Annotated in this window: 13 protein-coding genes; 10 read left to right on the top strand and 3 right to left on the bottom strand. The window is 56.4% G+C overall.

The genetic code is table 11. The features are described 5' to 3' along the window. Window positions 1-77: 77 nt before the first annotated feature. On the top strand, window positions 78-929 hold the full coding sequence (sdhB, locus tag SH139x_RS12155; RefSeq protein WP_488355477.1) for a succinate dehydrogenase iron-sulfur subunit: 852 nt from the start codon (window positions 78-80) through the stop codon (window positions 927-929). Beyond that, window positions 929-1,783: a dihydropteroate synthase gene (gene folP / locus SH139x_RS12150; protein ID WP_488355476.1), complete on the top strand. Its 855-nt coding sequence runs from the start codon at window positions 929-931 to the stop codon at window positions 1,781-1,783. The genes sdhB and folP overlap by 1 nt, the downstream gene beginning before the upstream one ends. Window positions 1,784-1,868: 85 nt before the next feature. Here folP and SH139x_RS12145 read toward each other — a convergent pair whose 3' ends face one another. Together SH139x_RS12145 and SH139x_RS12140 are read right to left on the bottom strand one after the other, a co-directional pair. Beyond that, the gene (locus SH139x_RS12145) at window positions 1,869-2,945 is read right to left on the bottom strand and encodes a M42 family metallopeptidase (RefSeq protein WP_488355475.1); all 1,077 of its coding nucleotides are present in this window, start codon (window positions 2,943-2,945) and stop codon (window positions 1,869-1,871) included. 139 nt (window positions 2,946-3,084) lie between these two features. Next, a complete protein-coding gene (locus SH139x_RS12140) occupies window positions 3,085-4,557 on the bottom strand; it encodes an IS4 family transposase (RefSeq protein WP_488354666.1) in 1,473 nt (490 codons plus the stop codon). A gap of 313 nt (window positions 4,558-4,870) precedes the next feature. Between SH139x_RS12140 and SH139x_RS12135 the strand changes: the two genes are divergently transcribed. The 4 genes from SH139x_RS12135 to SH139x_RS12120 all read left to right on the top strand — a co-directional run bounded on the left by SH139x_RS12135 (window position 4,871) and on the right by SH139x_RS12120 (window position 9,579). Beyond that, complete coding sequence (locus tag SH139x_RS12135; protein WP_488355474.1) at window positions 4,871-5,035, top strand: hypothetical protein; 165 nt, start codon at window positions 4,871-4,873, stop codon at window positions 5,033-5,035. A gap of 158 nt (window positions 5,036-5,193) precedes the next feature. After that, window positions 5,194-6,504: a homoserine dehydrogenase gene (locus tag SH139x_RS12130; RefSeq protein ID WP_488355473.1), complete on the top strand. Its 1,311-nt coding sequence runs from the start codon at window positions 5,194-5,196 to the stop codon at window positions 6,502-6,504. Between the two features lie 67 nt (window positions 6,505-6,571). Then, on the top strand, window positions 6,572-7,369 hold the full coding sequence (locus tag SH139x_RS12125; RefSeq protein WP_488355472.1) for an ATP-binding cassette domain-containing protein: 798 nt from the start codon (window positions 6,572-6,574) through the stop codon (window positions 7,367-7,369). Continuing rightward, window positions 7,366-9,579, top strand: coding sequence for an ABC transporter permease subunit/CPBP intramembrane protease (locus tag SH139x_RS12120; RefSeq protein WP_488355471.1), 2,214 nt, complete (start codon window positions 7,366-7,368; stop codon window positions 9,577-9,579). Before SH139x_RS12125 ends, SH139x_RS12120 begins: the two co-directional genes overlap by 4 nt. Window positions 9,580-9,671: 92 nt before the next feature. On the opposite strand, the gene glmM is transcribed toward SH139x_RS12120, so the two are convergent. Next, window positions 9,672-11,033: a phosphoglucosamine mutase gene (gene glmM, locus SH139x_RS12115; RefSeq protein WP_488355470.1), complete on the bottom strand. Its 1,362-nt coding sequence runs from the start codon at window positions 11,031-11,033 to the stop codon at window positions 9,672-9,674. 277 nt (window positions 11,034-11,310) lie between these two features. On the opposite strand from glmM, the gene SH139x_RS12110 reads away from it, so the two are divergent. The 4 genes from SH139x_RS12110 (at window position 11,311) to typA (ending at window position 17,504) form a co-directional block, all read left to right on the top strand. Then, window positions 11,311-13,155, top strand: coding sequence for a phospho-sugar mutase (locus SH139x_RS12110; protein WP_488355469.1), 1,845 nt, complete (start codon window positions 11,311-11,313; stop codon window positions 13,153-13,155). Between the two features lie 20 nt (window positions 13,156-13,175). Further along, on the top strand, window positions 13,176-13,973 hold the full coding sequence (locus tag SH139x_RS12105) for a PIG-L family deacetylase (protein WP_488355468.1): 798 nt from the start codon (window positions 13,176-13,178) through the stop codon (window positions 13,971-13,973). Further along, entirely contained in the window at window positions 13,970-15,529 is a 1,560-nt protein-coding gene (locus SH139x_RS12100; protein ID WP_488355467.1) for an APC family permease, read from the top strand. The genes SH139x_RS12105 and SH139x_RS12100 overlap by 4 nt, the downstream gene beginning before the upstream one ends. Before the next feature lie 157 nt (window positions 15,530-15,686). Next, entirely contained in the window at window positions 15,687-17,504 is a 1,818-nt protein-coding gene (gene typA / locus SH139x_RS12095) for a translational GTPase TypA (RefSeq protein ID WP_488355466.1), read from the top strand. The last annotated feature ends 40 nt before the right edge of the window (window positions 17,505-17,544 follow it).

Raw genomic sequence — 17,544 nt, 5'->3', positions numbered from 1 at the left:
AGTCGATCTTCGCTGCTGATTTGTTCGTAACCTACATTTGTCTGAAACAGTTTCCTTTTTTTGTTCCGAGTCGCCATATGATTGCTCCAGTCCATCACCCCAAGCGGCCCGACTTCATTAATGTCCGCGTCCGCCGTCAAGACGCCCCCGGTGCTGAGCCTTACTGGGAGTTGCATCGCGTCAAATACGAAGCTGAGATGAACGTGATCAGCGTGCTGCAGCGGATTGCGGCCCAAGCTTCCACGATCGATGGTAGAAGAGTCACGCCTGTCGCTTGGGATTGCGGCTGTTTGGAAGAAGTTTGCGGCTCCTGCACGATGGTAATCAACGGTCGCGTGCGGCAAAGCTGCAGCGCCCTGGTCGACCGTTTGCTCGAAGACAATCCGGACGAAATCGTGCTGGAACCGATGAGCAAGTTTCCGGTCGTGCGGGACTTGATGGTTGACCGCAAGCGATTGTTCCGTGGTCTGCAGCGGATCAAAGGTTGGGTGCCAGTCGACAATTATTACGACATGGGCGCTGGACCTCGCCAAAGCCGCAAGGAGCAGGAGCGTAACTATCCACTCAGCCAATGCATGAGCTGCGGGTGCTGTTTGGAGGCTTGCCCACAATACACCAAGATTGAGTTGGAACGGCTTGAAGGTGAGTCGGACGAAGAATTCGCCGCTCGTCAGAATCAAGCTTACGACCAGGCTTTCATTGGTGCCCACGCCATCAGTCAAGCGATGTTGTTCAACAACAACCCCACCGGCAAAAATCTTGCGTCCGAGCGGCTCGATGCACTCAGCGGCCCAGGTGGGGTGACCAATTGTGGCAACGCGCAAAACTGCGTGGCCGTCTGTCCTAAGGAGATTCCGCTGACCACATCCATCGCGCGAGCGGGTCGAGCCACCACGGTGCAGTTAGTTAAGAAGTTTTTCGAACGCTGATGCGGACGCCTACCTACGCAGACCATTGGCAATTGCGGACGCGGACAATGCAGTTCGGTTCGCAACCGGTGGTGATGGGGATTCTGAACGTTACGCCCGACAGTTTTTCTGACGGGGGACGTTACGCAGGTACTAAGCAAGCAGTCGATGAAGCCTTGCGAATGGAAGACGCGGGGGCTGGGATCATCGACGTCGGTGGTGAGAGCACCCGCCCCTACAGTGATCCCGTCGCGGAATCCGAAGAGCTTGAGCGGGTGATGCCTGTGGTTGAAGCGCTTACCCAGCGACTATCGATTCCGTTGTCGATCGATACATCCAAGGCGGCGGTTGCCGCAGCAGCGGTGTCGGCAGGTGCTGAAATCATCAACGATGTGACTGGTTTGAGCGGTGATCCGCAGATGCTCGCCGTCGCAGTCGATTCAGGGGTGGGAATATGTGCAATGCACATGCAAGGCACCCCGCAGACAATGCAAAATCAACCGACTTATCAGGACGTGGTTGCGGAGATTGCCAGTTATCTCCGCGAGCGTTTACATGCATGTCAAGTGGCAGGCATTGCCACCGCAAAGATCTGCCTTGACCCGGGCATCGGCTTTGGGAAAACGCATGCGCAGAACATCGAGTTGTTGCGAGGAATGGAGCACTTTCTGGCGATTGGCCAACCATTGTTAGTAGGTCATTCACGCAAGGGTTTTATTGCCCACGTGTTGGCCGACAAGACGACCAATCGGCTAGCTGGAACACTTGGCGTATCTTTAGCGTTGGCATCCAGCGGCGTGCAAGTATTAAGAGTGCACGACGTAGCAGAAACCGTCCAAGCGTTGAAGCTATACACTGTTTGCCAAGTGGAATAGGCTTCCAGCCTGTAAGAGGCCGGACGGTACTATTTACAGGCTGGAAGCCTATTCCACTGCTGAACACTACCTACAGGCTGGTAGCCTATTCCACTATTGAACGTGGTGTAAAATCATCGCGTGCGGAGAGTGAGATGGCAAACTTGGCCAACAGCTCCGCAGCGTGGTCGATGTCCTCCTTCGAGCAGACTTCCACGGCGCTGTGCATATAACGGTTGGGGATTGCCACCAGACCTGTCGCCACACCACCGCTGCTCAACTGCAAAACATTGGCATCATTCGAGGCGGCTCGTCCGATGGCGGCAATTTGATAAGGAATTTGATGCGACTTGGCCAGCTCGACCAGCCGTTTGAAAACCACCGGGTTCACGTTGGGACCGCGGTATAAGACTGGACCGCCGCCCAAACGAATCACACCCTGCTGCGACTTGTCGATCGTGGGGCAATCGGAGGCGTGGGTCACATCGACAGCGATGGCAACGTGCGGAGCAATCGACTCGGCAGCCGTTTTGGCACCCCGCAGGCCGATCTCTTCTTGCACCGTCGACACACAGTGCAGCGAACAATCGAGCTTCTCGGTCGCGGCCCGGCGAAAGGCTTCGACGACAGTCCACATGCCAGTCTTGTTATCCAAACCAGGACCGCAGATCAACTCATTCTGCAAATCGCGATGTTCCAACCGCAGAGTGATCGGGTCACCAATTTCGATCAAGCTGGCTGCCTGATCGTGATCATTTGCGCCAATGTCGAGCCACATTTGCTCGAGCTGAACCACCTGTTCACGTTCTTTTGAATTCAGCAAATGGATCGGCTTGCGGCTGATAGCGGCGTGAATCGGGCCTTGGCGAGTCCAGATCGTCATCGCTTGCCCAATCAATTGTTGGGGATCCCAGCCGCCAATGGTCTGCGCGTAAACAAACCCCTGCTCATCGATGTGGCTAACCAGCATGCCGATTTGGTCACAGTGACCAGCGAACATCAAACGGGGTGCCTGCTCGCCCGCTTGTTTTGTTGCAATCAAATTGCCATGAATGTCGATCTTGATTGCGTCCGCGTGGGGACGCAGATAGCCAGCCGTCAGCTGCTGGATGCGTTCCTCATAGCCGGACGGACTGGGAGTACGAAGAGCTGATAGAAAAAAATCGAGGGCGGCGGGAAGCATTGCGACTCAAAAACAGAGGGTGCGATTGAAAAAGAATTAATAGATCCACGATTAGCTCCCAGTTTAACAAACTCAACCCCAGATGACTGGCCCCCAAAGCCATCGGCCCAGAACAAGTGGAATAGGCATCCTTGCCTTTTTATACCCCAGAACTCATTTGAGAGAACACAGCGTAGGCTTCGACGATCGTTGAGAAACGGCTCATTCCTCGCCAAATTGTTTTGGAGCCTGGAGGACCTTGTGCTTTCTTGTTGATGTAGCCACCGAGCATAGCGATCGATTTCATAAATATCTCCATCGTCGGTGGCTCGTTCGGCTTCACCGGTCGACGATGCAAAAAGAGCATCACCGCCATCCACTCTTGATCAGTAAAGTATTCCGTGCATGGGGCATCCGGATCGCTCCGCGTCGCCCCCTTGAGGTATTCCACTCGCCAAGCAACTACCGTCAACATCGAGAACGCCCGAAGATATCGCTCCAGCGTTTCGTACTTCATGTCCTCCACATTCAAACCACTCTTGAGCGTTTTGAAATACAATTCGACACTCCAACGGACGCAGTAACCTTCGAGAACCGCGTTAATCTCTTGGGCTGTACCGATCGGCAACGTCGTCAACAAAACCCAGCGGATCGGCGAGTCGCTAGCAGGCGGAGCGATCTCGAGCGATTCAACCACATTGATCCACACGTTGGGCAATGTCCCACCACCGACGCGGCGACCACCGGCTACCTTCAGGCGGACAGAGCGATACTGCACCAAGGCCTCGCGGGACATGCGAGCTTGCTTACGAACACGCTTTGTATCATCAGGAAGCACCGGAGCGTCGCGACCGCCGATGCAAACAGTCTTTTCCCCTCGCCAGGACACCTTCGAAAGGGCTTCGTCAATCGTCTCGACGCCCGCGATCGGCTCGCCGGTCAACGCGTTTCTGGCTTCAATGATTTTCTCGGTGCGGCAGTGGCGAATGATAAAATCAAAGTTATCGGGAAACTCGTTAGCTTGAGTAAGCAATTCACCGATATCGGCTTCGCTGTCTGCCAAAAGTGTAAATTGAGTTTGCGGCATTAATCGAGCGATTTGCTCACCACTTTGCATCATCTCAAGCCACCGGCAGCTCTCCTTTTCTTCAAAACATCGCCGTTTTTGGTTGGCTTTTCGTTCCTTGGCGGTCACTTCCAGTGAAGCCGGATCCCGTGTCCACAAGACCTGATCGACGACCCCCAGGGGAAGGCCGTCCCGATTGACGGCATAGAGCGGATGATAGAAAAAACCGACCCGTTTGTCAGTTCCCAACGGCCCGGCCCCGGCGACTTGCTGTTTGGGCTTAGTCAGGTCAAATTCGCTAGTGTCCTGGGAAAGAAAGACATGTGAATGCTCGGAGCAGCGTTTTCTTGTGGCCTGATGATGGGCGTCGAAGATTTCGTTGACATCCACGTTTGAGTTGTCGGTCAAGCGGTAGATTCCTTTGAGTTCGGCGTTCGAACGAGTGCGATCGGGCGTCGATTCGCCGATCTTTGCTGCCTGGGTTACAAACGCTCGGACACGCTTTTCTCGCTGCAAGTGACCAAGATCTAAAGTTTCAAACTCGCTAACTACCCAATCTGATACCATCTGGTTGCCTTCCGTGAAAAAATTGAACCTCCATCGTGTCCGATTATTCTCTTAGGCTCCAAAATAGGCAAGAAAAAGTTCTGGGGTATAAAAAGGCATCCTTGCCTGTCATTGAACGTGGAATAGGCATCCTTGCCTGTCATTGAACGTGGAATAGGCATCCTTGCCTGTCATTGAACGTGGAATAGGCATCCTTGCCTGTCATTGCCATGCATTTTTATGCGAATGAAATCGTACTCGTACTACGTGAGACGGTGCTCGTACTCGATTCCCCGCGCCGCGCGTGTCTAGCACGAGCACGAGCACAATAAAGGTGGACCCCAACGAGCTCGCCTCGTTCGGTGAACAAGTTTGTCAGCTAGCAATAATCGCCCGCCGCGTTTGCCCCGCCTTTTCCCTGTGGCAGACGGGCGGGCCGCGGGCGGCGAGCAGGCGGCAGGTCGGGGATCCGATCGCTGGAGATGTGGCGACGTTCTAGCCTGTATAACTCCTTCACCGAACGAGGCCAGCTGGTTGGGGTCGTGCAAGTGAAATGCAACATTCGGGGTGCTGGCGAAACGTTCGACTTTCGATAAGTTGTGAAGCTTGAAGGTCGGTGGGGATCAAACGTACGTCTGAGGCGGAGCAACAATTTAGATGGAAAAAACCAAAGTCGCCGTGGTCGGGATGGGAACCGTGGGGACGGGAGTTGCCAAACTCCTGCTCGACCATGGTGATCGCACAGCTCGCCACGCAGGACGGACGCTCTGGCTGGAACGAGCGGTGGTGCGAGATTTAAGTAAACAACGCGATGAATCCATTCCCCGGGACGTGTTGACCGACGATCTACAGCAAGTCATCGACGATCAAGAAATCAAAGTCGTCGCTCAATTGATCGGTGGTTTGGAACCAGCTCGCACGATCATGCTGCAGTTGTTGGCAAGCGGCAAAGATATTGTCACTGCTAATAAGGCGCTGTTGGCCGAGCATGGTCCCGAACTATTCGATACGGCCCGCAGGCTGGGGCGAAGCATCGCTTTCGAAGCCTCGGTGGCAGGTGGAATTCCGATCATCACCAATATTGGCCAGTGCCTCTCAGCCAATCAAGTCACTTCGCTGGAAGGCATTCTCAATGGCACCAGCAACTTCATCGTCTCGCAAATGGACCGCCATGGGCTCGATTTTTCCCAAGCGTTAAAGCTCGCTCAAGAACGGGGGTTCGCCGAAGCCGATCCCACCATGGACGTTGACGGAACCGATGCGGCGCAAAAGTTAGCAATCCTGGCCCACTTGGCTTTCGGTGCTCGCGTGCACTGGAGCGACATTCCGCGAATGGGAGTCGACGCCCTGGACGCGATGGATTTGGGATTTGCTCGGGAACTGGGATATCGCATCAAATTGCTGGCAACTGCCCAGCTGAGCGAGGCGGGGCTGGAACTGCACGTATCGCCCACCCTGGTCAGACTGGGGACTCCGCTGGCAGAAGTGCAGGACGCTTACAATGCGATTCGCGTGGTCGGCGACGCCGTGGGACCAGTCTTTTACCACGGACTGGGAGCTGGACAAATGCCGACTGCCTCAGCCGTCGTTGCCGACATGATCGACACAGCCGTGGGACGCACGCGGTTGACTTTCCAGACGTTAGAACTCTTCTCCGTGGCCGAGCCACCGCGAGTTGAACCACGATCGTACGATCAGCTGCCTGGTCGTTACTACTTGCGGATGCAGGTCAAGGACGATCCGGGAGTCTTGGCCAGCGTAACAGGCGCTTTGGGGGCACACGGAGTATCGATTGCTTCGGTCATTCAACATGCCGCGACGGGGGCTGCTGGACAACGCCACGTGCCGTTGGTCGTGATGACTCACGAAGCTGCGGAAGGCTCTGCCCACGCGGCGGCAGAAAAGATCCAAGCGTTGGAATCGATAATCGGCACGGTATTGCGACTCCGCGTGAAAGACGCAGAGTAAGAATTCGCTCCGATTTCTTTATGCGTTGATCTGGGTGAGCTAGGTTTCGTCGGAGACCGTTGCGCCCATGATTGAAGTAAACAACCTTACAAAGACGTATGACGACATCCAACGTGGCCGGTTCATCGCCGTCGATCACGTGTCGTTTCAAGTTGCGCCAGGAGAGATTTTCGGATTGCTGGGACCCAATGGTGCCGGCAAAACGACCGTCTTGCGCATCCTCAGCACCGTTCTCAAGCCGACAGCCGGTTGGGCTCGCGTGCGCGGCCACGACGTCGTGCTGTCCCCCGCCGAAGTCCGTCAGGTGATTGGTTTTGTTAGCAATAACACAGCCATTTATGACCGCATGACGGCCTGGGAAATGGTCGAGTATTTTGGACTGCTGCACAGCATGCCGAAACCGCTGTTGCGCGACCGCCTGGAAGCGTTATTCACGCAGCTGCGGATGGACCATTTTCGCGATGTACCCTGTGCCAAGCTGTCCACCGGGATGAAGCAAAAAGTCTCAATTGCGCGGTCGCTCGTGCATGACCCGCCGGTGCTGGTATTTGACGAACCGACGCTGGGGCTCGATGTCCTGGTGGCGAGAAACCTGCTGGATGTCATTCGGCAGCTTCGCGAGCTGGGCAAGTGCATTATTTTTTCCACGCATATCATGCGCGAAGTGGAACGCCTGTGCGACGCAATCGCAATCATGCATCAAGGTCGGATCCTGGATATCGGTTCGCTCGATGAACTGCGTGATCGCCACGAAGAATTTGATTTTGAAGAGTTATTCTTTGGCTTGTTATCGCGTCACGACCAGCGCGGTCATGACGAACTATCCGAACTAACGCTTGCTCCGGCCTGTAAGGATCCGCTGTGAACGATTCAGGACCGCTCCGAGCACGTTTTTCCATCGTTTCGCTGGTCTACTTCCGCGAAATGCGCGACCAGCTTCGAGACCGACGGACGATCTTTACGATCGTGATTCTACCGTTAGTATTGTATCCCTTGTTGGGATCATTGATGCTGCAAGTTGCCCAATTCTCCTCCAAGCAACAAGCATCGATCTGCGTGGTGGGTGCTCATCACCTACCGGCAGCTCCTGCCTTATTTACTTCGGGTGGACATTTCCAAGAGGCATACCTGGAGCCTGGCTCGGCTCTCGACGTGGTGCTGCAACCGACTCAGACAGACCTCCCAACAGCGGAGTTGAACGCCAAAGTGGAATCATGGGTCCAGAGTGGCCTATTTCATGTGGCAATTCAAGTTTCTGAAGCCACCGCGGAAGATCAAGCTGTTGCCTTGAATGTGGTGCATAACGTCTCTTCGGATACATCCAGCGCCGCTTATCGACAAGTCTTACAAGTCCTGGCGAAATGGCGAGACGATTGCATCTTGGCCCGACTCGACGCGGCCGGACTCAATGAAACCATCTTGAAACCAGTCAGCGTCGCGTCGATTGATGTGGCTCCCTCGGCAGCTGGCGATTCTAACTTCTGGTCCAAACTGCTACCTTTCGTGATGTTGGTGTGGGCCTTGACGGGTGCTTTCTATCCGGCCATCGATTTGGTCGCCGGAGAAAAAGAGCGTGGCACCCTGGAGACACTGCTTTGCAGCCCAGCGCTCCGCAGCGAAATTGTCATGGGCAAGATGGCGGCGGTTACCAGCTTCAGCGTGATCACGGCAGTCTTGAACGTGGTCAGCATGTTGTTCACTAGTCTATTTGTCTCCCGTCAAGTATTTGCCGCCGGCGGTTTCGGTGGTGCCATGGGAGCACCCGACCCCAGTCAAATTTTGTGGCTGTTTCTAGCTCTGCTGCCACTCTCGGCATTGTTCAGCGCGTTGGCTTTGGCCGTCGCGTCGCTGGCGCGAAGCAGCAAAGAAGGTCAGTATTATCTTATGCCTTTGATGATGCTAGCCTTGCCCCTAGTGATGTTGCCAATGCTACCGGGCATCGAGTTAAACGCTGGAAACAGCCTTATCCCCGTCAGCGGCATGTTCTTGCTAACCCGGGCTCTGATGGACGGACAGTACTGGTTGGCTATCACGCATTTACCATTGGTCACCGTGGTCACTGGAGTCTGTCTCTACTTGGCAACTCGCTGGGCTCGTCGTCAATTCGAGGATGAGTCAGCACTATTCCGTGGTGGCGATCAGTGGAGCGTAGGCACTTGGGTACGACACTTGTGGCGAGACCGCCAGGGAGAAGCGTCGGTCGGTCAAGCTTACGGGTGCGCGGCGATCATCTTGGTAGGCTTGTTCTTCGCCAAATTGGTCGTCAGCAGTAGTCCCACAAACTTTGCTGAGATCGCATGCCTGATCATTGCGCCGCAGTTGGGTTTAATCTTAGCACCTGCGTTGCTGATGGCTTGCGTGCTAACTCGCTCGCTGCGGCGCAGCTTGAATATGAACAAACCTCCTACAATGGCTTGGCCGGTGGCGATCATTTTGGGCTGCTGTATTCACCCCGCCTACGCCATGCTGGCCAGTTTAATCCAAGCAGTCTATCCGCTCAGCCCGCAAACGGTTGAGGCGCTCGGCCCGTTTGAACAACTGGTCAACGAAGCGCCGTTCTGGAACGTGGTGTTGGTGCTAGCTTTGATTCCAGCGATCTGTGAAGAAATCGCTTACCGAGGATTTATCTTTACTGGCTTACGTCAAAACCAAGCGGGCTTGCGGGCCGTGCTGGTGACTGCTGTCTTGTTTGGACTGTCTCACGGAGTGCTGCAGCAGAGTCTGGCAGCGACAGTCATGGGATTAATGTTGGGCTGGATTACGCTGAGGTGTGGCAGCCTGTTCCCCGCGATGATCATCCATGTCATCAATAATGCCTTGTCCGTTTCGCTCGGTCGTCTCGGAGAAATCAACCAAGAGTGGCAACGGTTCTTTTTTGAAACATCGGGAGAATCGACTGGCTATGGTATCGGCTGGACGCTGATCTCCGCCGGAATTGCGGTCTCATGCCTGATTTACTACTCTACCCTGCAAGCTCCACCAGGTTACGAAGAAGAAGAGGAAGCGAGTTTGTTGCAGGGAAGCAGTTTGCCGAGCGGAAATGAAGTGGTCGGCCTTGCCAACGGTAGTTCCTAACGCACCGATAGCGGTTTTGTCGCTAGCCACCGTTGTGTTGCACGGGATTAGTTCAGCTGAAAACAAAGAACCGCGGGCTAGCGCCCAAACGGCTAACATGAAGCGATCACTTTGGCGGCTTGATCGCAGAGCGTGGCGGCGGCCGACTCACTGGGCGCTTCGGCGATCAAGCGTACAATCGGTTCGGTATTGCTGCCCCGGACCAACAGCCAAGAGTCTTCCCAAGTTAGCCTTAAACCATCCAATCGATCGGCCTTAGCGTCGGCAAACTGGTGTTGTAGTTTATCGAAAATTTGGGGCAACAAGCTGGTCTCGATTTCAACTTTGGTCTTATGAATCGCAAAGCTGGGGATTGCGGTAACAAGTTCCGAGATTGATTTCCCGCTGGCCGCCATCAAGTCCAGGACTTGCGCCATGGCCACGAAGCTATCACGAACGTATCCAACGCGGGGATCGATCGGTCCGCCGTTGCCCTCGCCGCCGTAAATGGCTTGACTTGCCAGCATCGTGTCGGCGACGTTCGCCTCACCAACGGCGCTGCGAAGACAGGGGACGCCGGCCTGCTGAGCCAACCAGTCACTCATGCTGCTCGTTGCGCAATTAATCACAATCGGCCCCGAGGATTCGTTCGCTGCGACAGCTTGCATCAACCGCCGCTGGACGCACAAGGCGACGGTGTATTCTTCCCCGATGTAACGGCCTTGAGCATCGATCAGGGCCAAGCGATCGGCATCAGGGTCTTGGCAAAAACCAACGTCGCAGTTCTGCGCCGCCACTTGGGCGGCAATTGGAGTCAAGTTTTCGGCAGTCGGTTCGGGCGGATGGGCAAACAGGCCATCAGGAACGGTGCCGCAGAGCATGACGGTGCAACCCAGTTCTTCCAGCAAACGCAAGCCCAGCAAGCCGCCTGCACCATGGTTGCTATCGAGCAACACGCGAAAACCTTTCGCCCGGATCGCAGCCACGTCGACCGTTTGCAAAACCGTTTCCAAGTGATCGATGTGTGGATCGGCAATCCGGGAGACAGATCCCAATTTGTCAAAGGTCTGCCAGGCTGGTTGGTTCGCTAGGTAGCGTTCTTTCACCGCTGCCCCCTCGGCGGCACCGATCACGCGGCCTCCCGCGCTGAACAGCTTGATGCCGTTGTACTCAGGAGGGTTGTGGCTGGCGGAAATCTGCACAGCCCCGGCGGCTTGGCTGGCCCGCACGAAAACGCCGACGCTGGGGGTGGCCGCGATGCCAACATCGATCACTTCACGGCCGCAAGCCACCAGCGAGCTGATTACGGCGTCACGAATCATCGCCCCAGTGGTGCGACCGTCGCGAGCGACGACGATGGGACCGGGTTGGAGCGAACCGGCAAAGGCGGCCACGTAACGGACTGCCACATCGGGAGTCAAATTCTCCCCAATGATCCCTCGCAAGCCACTGACGCTGATGATTAGCTCTGACATCTTGTCCCCTTCCCGAAAATTTATCCGCGAAAAATTTATCGAACCCGCGTCTGCTTCCAGCCTACCCGAAAACCGCCAGCCGCTTTATCACCGGCCGCAATTCGCGTCGGTTTTGGGACGGTTGCTGGATATCTCAGGCGAATCGTAACCCAGGGGGGCGGTTGTTGAAAAGCGAGGGGACCGCCGGTTTTCAGGCGAGTGCTCCAGGGCGTAGACTGTGGCCCATAGATTGTCCCCAATTCAATTCGTTTCAACCTCTGATTGCCAGACAAGTAAGATGAGCGAACCTTCGACAAACCTCTCGATCGAACAAGCGGTAGAACAGGTAAACGCCGCGGCGGCAGCTGGCAAGATCAGCCAGGGTGCGGTAGACAACCTTGGTGTTTGGCTGCGTGAGGAACGTTACCGCCAATACCGCGGGGCGATCATCGAGCACATTGTCGAGCAGAAGTGGCAACAGTTGGACGACGTGTTTTGGACCGTCATCCCTTTCGGCACCGGCGGTCGGCGGGGACGGATGTATCCATTTGGCTCCAACGCCATCAATGATCGCACGATTGGCGAAAGTGCGCAGGGCTTGGCCGACTACGTGCTGCGATACCGAGCCGAAGCTGGTGACAGCTCGCCCCTGGCCTGCGCGATCGCTTACGACACGCGTCATCGCTCCCGCGACTTTGCCGAACTGTGTGCCGGAATCATGGTTGCCGCTGGGTTTCAGGTTTATTTTCTAGACGACTATCGAGCCACACCGCAACTATCGTTCGCCGTCAGGCTAAAAAATTGTGCTTGCGGGATCATGGTCACCGCCAGCCACAATCCTCCATCCGATAACGCCGTAAAAGTTTATTGGAATACCGGCGGTCAAGTCTTACCGCCTCATGACGCGGCAATCATTGAGCGGGTGATGAACACGGAGGAAATTCGCGTCGAGGATTTCGCCTCCGCTTTGGCAGCTGGAAAAGTTGAAATCTGCACCGCGGAAATTGATGCCGCCTATCTGGACGCAGCCATCGAAACGGGCTTTACCGGACCACGTGACGTAAAGGTGCTGTATTCGCCATTGCACGGCGTGGGGGGACCGCCCACGATCGCCCTGCTGCAGCGTGACGGTTTTCAACAAGTGGAACTGTACGGACCTCACGCCGAGCCAAGTCCCGATTTTCCCAATGTTCCCGGGCATGTTTCCAATCCAGAAATCCCCCGCGTATTTGAACAGCCTATCGAGTACGCGAAGGCTAACGGATTCGATATCATCCTAGCCACCGACCCCGACGCCGACCGCTTGGGAGTCGCCGCGCCGCTGACGACCGATCCCACTTCGGATTGGCAGACGCTCAACGGAAACCAAATCGGCGCGTTGTTGACCGATTTCGTTCTGGCGCAGCGACAAGCAGCCGGCACCCTGTCGGCAGATCATTACGTGATCAAAACTCTGGTGACCACCGAGCTGACGCGACGGATCGCCAGTGCTTACGGGGTCCGCTGCGAAGGGGAACTACTGGTTGGCTTTAAATGGATCGCCGGCTTGATCGACCAGCTCGGCCCAGAACGATTTGTGTTCGGCACCGAAGAGTCCCATGGTTACTTGATCGGACAGTACTGCCGGGACAAGGATGGACCAGTGGCCTGCATGATCATGAGCGAGTTGGCTGCGCACTTGAAAGCCGACGGTCTGACCGTACATCAACGTCTGGACCAGCTGTTTCTACAGCACGGCTATCATGCCGAGCATCTGATTAACGTGCAAATGGAGGGCAGCGAGGGGATGGCCCTGATGAAGAAATTGATGAGCCAATTTCGCACCTCGCCACCAACCGTGCTGGGCGGAATGACGGTGGCGCAAGTCCGCGATTACTCGTGTGGTCAAACCATTGATCTCGCCAGTGGAAACAAAAGTCCGCTGAGCGGGCCCACCGGCGATTTGGTGATGTTAGACCTGGCCGAAGAAGGAAACTACTTGGCCGTTCGGCCCTCGGGCACGGAACCGAAAGTCAAATTCTATTTGTTCACGCGGCTGCCTGCAGAAGCTTCGCAAGATCTAGCCGGTGCTCGGCGAACGCTGCAGCAACGGTTGGGGAACTTGGAGACCGACGTGCGTGCATTTGCTGCCACCATCCAATAACTTCGCCTGAGGTTCGCCCCATGTCCCAGCCTGACGAGTCCCAGCCTGACGAGTCCCAGCATGACGAGTCCCAGCCTGACGAGTTGCCGGAACGGCTCGATGTGATCGCCGTGGGAGCTCATCCCGACGATGTCGAGATTGCTTGCGGCGGCACATTGGCGCGGCTCAGCCAACAAGGGTACCGGGTTGGCATCATCGATTTGACCAACGGCGAACCGACACCCCGTTCCAGCGGCCCCGAAGTCCGGCTCGCCGAGGCACAACGGGCGGCGGAGGCGTTGGGAATCGCGGTGCGGAAAATCTTGGATCTCCCCAACAGGCGGCTGTTCGACTGCTTCGAGGCACGAGTGGCGCTCGCGACTCAGTTTCGCCGCTATCGCCCCCGGATCGTGCTCGGCTTTGGCGATCGCACCCCGCTAGCTTCGCCCGACCACTGGCAAGCGATGCAGATCACCGACGCGGCGGTCTTTTACAGCCGGCTGACGAAATGGGACGAGCACTTTCCGGGGCTGCCCGTCCATGCGATCTCCCGTCAGCTCTATTTTCGACTGGCCCTCGAGCCAGAGATCATGCCGGGACAACCAAGTCATTTGACGGTCGATATCGGCGCCACGCTGGAGGCCAAGCTAGCTTCGATCGCTTGCTATGAGACTCAGTTTGGCCACAAACCCTATGTGCTGGACCGAGTCAAAGCGGCCGCCGTCGTGGCGGGACAAGCTGCCGGGGTTGCCGCTGGCGAAGTCTTCGTGGCGACCCGTCCCATCGCGGTTACCGATTTAGTAGCCACCATCTTACCCGGCGGCGAGTACTTATCGTGAACCCATCCCCCCCCGCACCCGCACCCGCACCCGCACCCAACGCAAAAGCCATTGTAAACGGCGATTCAGCGTCAGTTCCCCCGGCAACAGCGACCAATCAGCCTGGATTGGGTCTGCTCACGCTGACTTGTTTGGTTGTGGCCAACATGATTGGCGCGGGAGTCTACACAAGCAGTGGCTTCGCGTTAGCCGACCTGCAGTCTCGCTGGTTAGTGCTGGCCGTTTGGTTGTTGGCTGGACTGTTCGCGATGCTCGGCGCGTTGTGTTACGGAGGCCTCGCCAAACAGATTACGGCATCGGGCGGAGAATACTTGTTTCTCGCGCGGGCCGTTCACCCCTTTGCCGGCTTTATGGCGGGCTGGATTTCATTGACAGCCGGATTCAGCGGAGCGATCGCCTTTTCCGCGGTCACCTTCGCTGCTTATTGTCCAACCGCTTGGACCGGAGAGAATCCACTGATCGGCAGTTGGATCGCTGTGGGGTTGATTTTATTTTTTGGGGGTTGCCATTTGGCCGGAATGTCGTTTGGGGCTCGCGTGCAGAACGGTCTGGTGGCCATCAAAGTCCTCTGCTTGCTGGCCTTCGTGATCTACGGCATGGCGATCATCGCCCAGCAAGGCCCAACGGAAGCTGTTGAAACTGTTGGCGCTGCAACGATTGCTGCTGAAGTTGTTGGTACCGAAGCAGGCACCACGGAAGCAGCGACCGGCGCGGCAATCAGCGGTTTCAGTTTGGCCGCGTTTGCCACGAGTTTAATGTGGATTTCGTTCAGCTACGCGGGCTACAACGCGGCTGTTTACGTCGCAGGAGCAGCACGCAACGGAGTCACCGTCGCCCGTTCGATGTGGCTAGCCACCGCCGTGGTAACGATTCTTTACATTTGTCTGAACGGAGTGATTCTGTTTGGCTCGCCCCCGGCCGCCCTGACGGGCCAACCGAACGTTTTCCAAATCGCCGCGAAGGTCTTAGGAGGCGATTGGTTATCTTCGGCGATCACGGTCGTTGTCCTGCTTTCCCTAGCGACTTCGGTCTCGGCGATGCTCCAAGTGGGGCCCCACGTCTACGCGCAAATGGCTCGCGACGGTCTGCTGCCAAGTTTTTTATCGGTTGGGCCGCGAGAATTACCGCGTGCGGCAACGGTGCTGCAGATCGGCTTGGCGGTCGCCTTGACGGTCTTTGCCGACCTCCAAGCGTTACTCGATTACTTGGCTTTTCTGTTGATGCTCAGCTCAGCCGCCACCGTCTCGATTCTGTTGGTCCCGCACCGGCTGTGGCGTCATCAGCCTGAGACCGACGGACAGGCGAAACTAGCTAACGGGCAAAATACCCCCGCTGCGATTAGACAACAGGTGTGGGGATGGCCCTTCACGCCAGCCCTGTTCGTGCTGATCTCGCTAGTCATCGCCATGCTGGCCTTGCAGTTTCGCTGGCAAACCGAACCACGCGGCCTGCTGCTGGCGTTGATTGTGTTGCCGGTCGGGGCGATTGTTTACGTCGTTTCCCGCCTGACAAGCGGCTCGGCGGCTCGCGGCGTATCGGGCGTGAGGAATGAATAATCGGGATGGCACTCGGGGAATTCATCGATTAATAGGGGTGAATTGTTCGTTTGCCCCCTTTGTGAAATGGATGCGGCGAAGGACAATAGGAACCGTCATATTCACTTACTTTAGTCCTTGATTGGGTGGCCGCTCGTAGCTCTTTGCGGCCTGATACATGCGTCGCAACGAAATCCGAAACGTCGTTATTATTGCTCACGTTGACCATGGCAAAACCACTTTGGTGGACTGCTTGCTGCGGCAAAGTGGGCAATATCGAGATTCGCAACTCCAAGGAGAACGGATCCTCGATTCGAATGACTTGGAACGTGAGCGGGGAATTACGATTCTCTCCAAGAACATTGCCATCCATTATCGGGATATCAAAATCAACTTGATTGATACCCCCGGTCACGCTGACTTTGGCGGCGAAGTCGAACGCGTCGTCCGCATGGCTGACGGTTGCCTGGTGTTGGTCGACGCCGCCGAAGGGCCGATGCCGCAGACCCGTTTCGTGCTGGAAAAAGCGCTCGAAGCTGGCGTGCGACCGATTGTGATCGTGAACAAGGTCGACCGCCCCGACGGCCGCCCTCTTGAAGCGCTCGACGAAGCGCTCGAACTGCTCGCCGACTTGGGGGGCGAATCCCAGTTGGATGACGCGGCTTACGTGTTCACATCGGCCAAAGAAGGTTACGCGACGCTCGATCCCGCCAAGCCGGGGACCGACATGCGACCGCTGCTCGACCTGATCGTTGATCGCCTGCCAGGCCCCGAAGTGGATGCGGACGCTCCTTTGCAGATGCTGGTCACCACGCTGGATTGGTCGGAGTATGTTGGCCGGATTGCCATTGGACGAATTTCCGCGGGCACCATTCGCAACGGGCAAAGCATCGATTTGCACCAAAGTGGCGGGCCGATGCGAGCCAAAATCGCCAACCTCTTTGTGTTTGACAAATTGGGACGGATCGAAACCGCAGAAGCCTCCGCCGGTGATATCGTGGCGATCGTCGGTTTGGAAAAAGTTGAAATTGGTGACACGATCTGCGACGTCGACCAATCCCATCCCTTGCCTCGCTTGCGAGTCGACGAGCCGACGTTGGAAATGGTCTTTGCCATCAATTCCTCACCGATGGTGGGACGCGAAGGCAAGTACGTCACCACTCGCCAGTTGAAGGGCCGGCTGGAAAAAGAGCTGGAACGCAACGTGGCGTTACGTGTCGAGACGATCGAGGGCACGGAGGCTTACGCGGTCCGCGGACGGGGCGTGTTGCACTTGGCGGTCTTGATCGAGACAATGCGTCGCGAAGGGTTTGAATTGAGCGTCGGCAAGCCACGCGTGATCTTTAAAGACATCGATGGCCGGAAGCACGAGCCATACGAGACCCTTTCGATCGAAGTGCCAACCGACAACATGGGCCCGGTGATGGAATTGGTCGGCCTCCGCCGCGGTCAACTCGATCAAATGCAACAGCGAGGCGATTACAGCTTGCTGCGATTCAGCATTCCGGCGAGAGGCTTGATCGGCCTGCGAACTCGGCTGCTCAACGCCACCAAGGGTACCGCGATCATTCACCACCGCTTCGCCGGCTACCAGCCTGTCGAAGGCGAAGTCCCCCGCCGCGCTAACGGTGTGCTGATTTCAATGGCAGCGGGCAAAGCGGTCCCATTCGCATTGTTCGGCCTGCAAGACCGGGCGGAATTGATGGTTCATCCTGGGCAAGAAATTTACGAAGGCCAGATCGTCGGCGAAAATGCCCGCGATAATGACATGGTCGTGAACCCCTGCCGGGAAAAGAAACTGACGAACATGCGAGCCAGCGGCAGCGACGAAAACGTGATCCTCAAACCGCCTCGCGAACTCTCCCTCGAAGCCGCCCTAGAGTTCATCGAGGATGATGAACTCGTCGAGGTCACGCCGCTGAATATTCGCTTGCGAAAGGGCTTGCTGCGAGAAGCGGATCGTCGACGCGTGGGACGCAAACCTGCGCTGGCTTAACGCGGTCCAGAGACGGGCAATGACTACATGAAACTAAGCG

The sequence above is a fragment of the Kothea flammea genome (assembly GCF_052161645.1).
GTDB lineage: Bacteria > Planctomycetota > Planctomycetia > Pirellulales > Pirellulaceae > Laterigemmans.
This window is presented reverse-complemented; position numbering and strand designations above follow the sequence as displayed.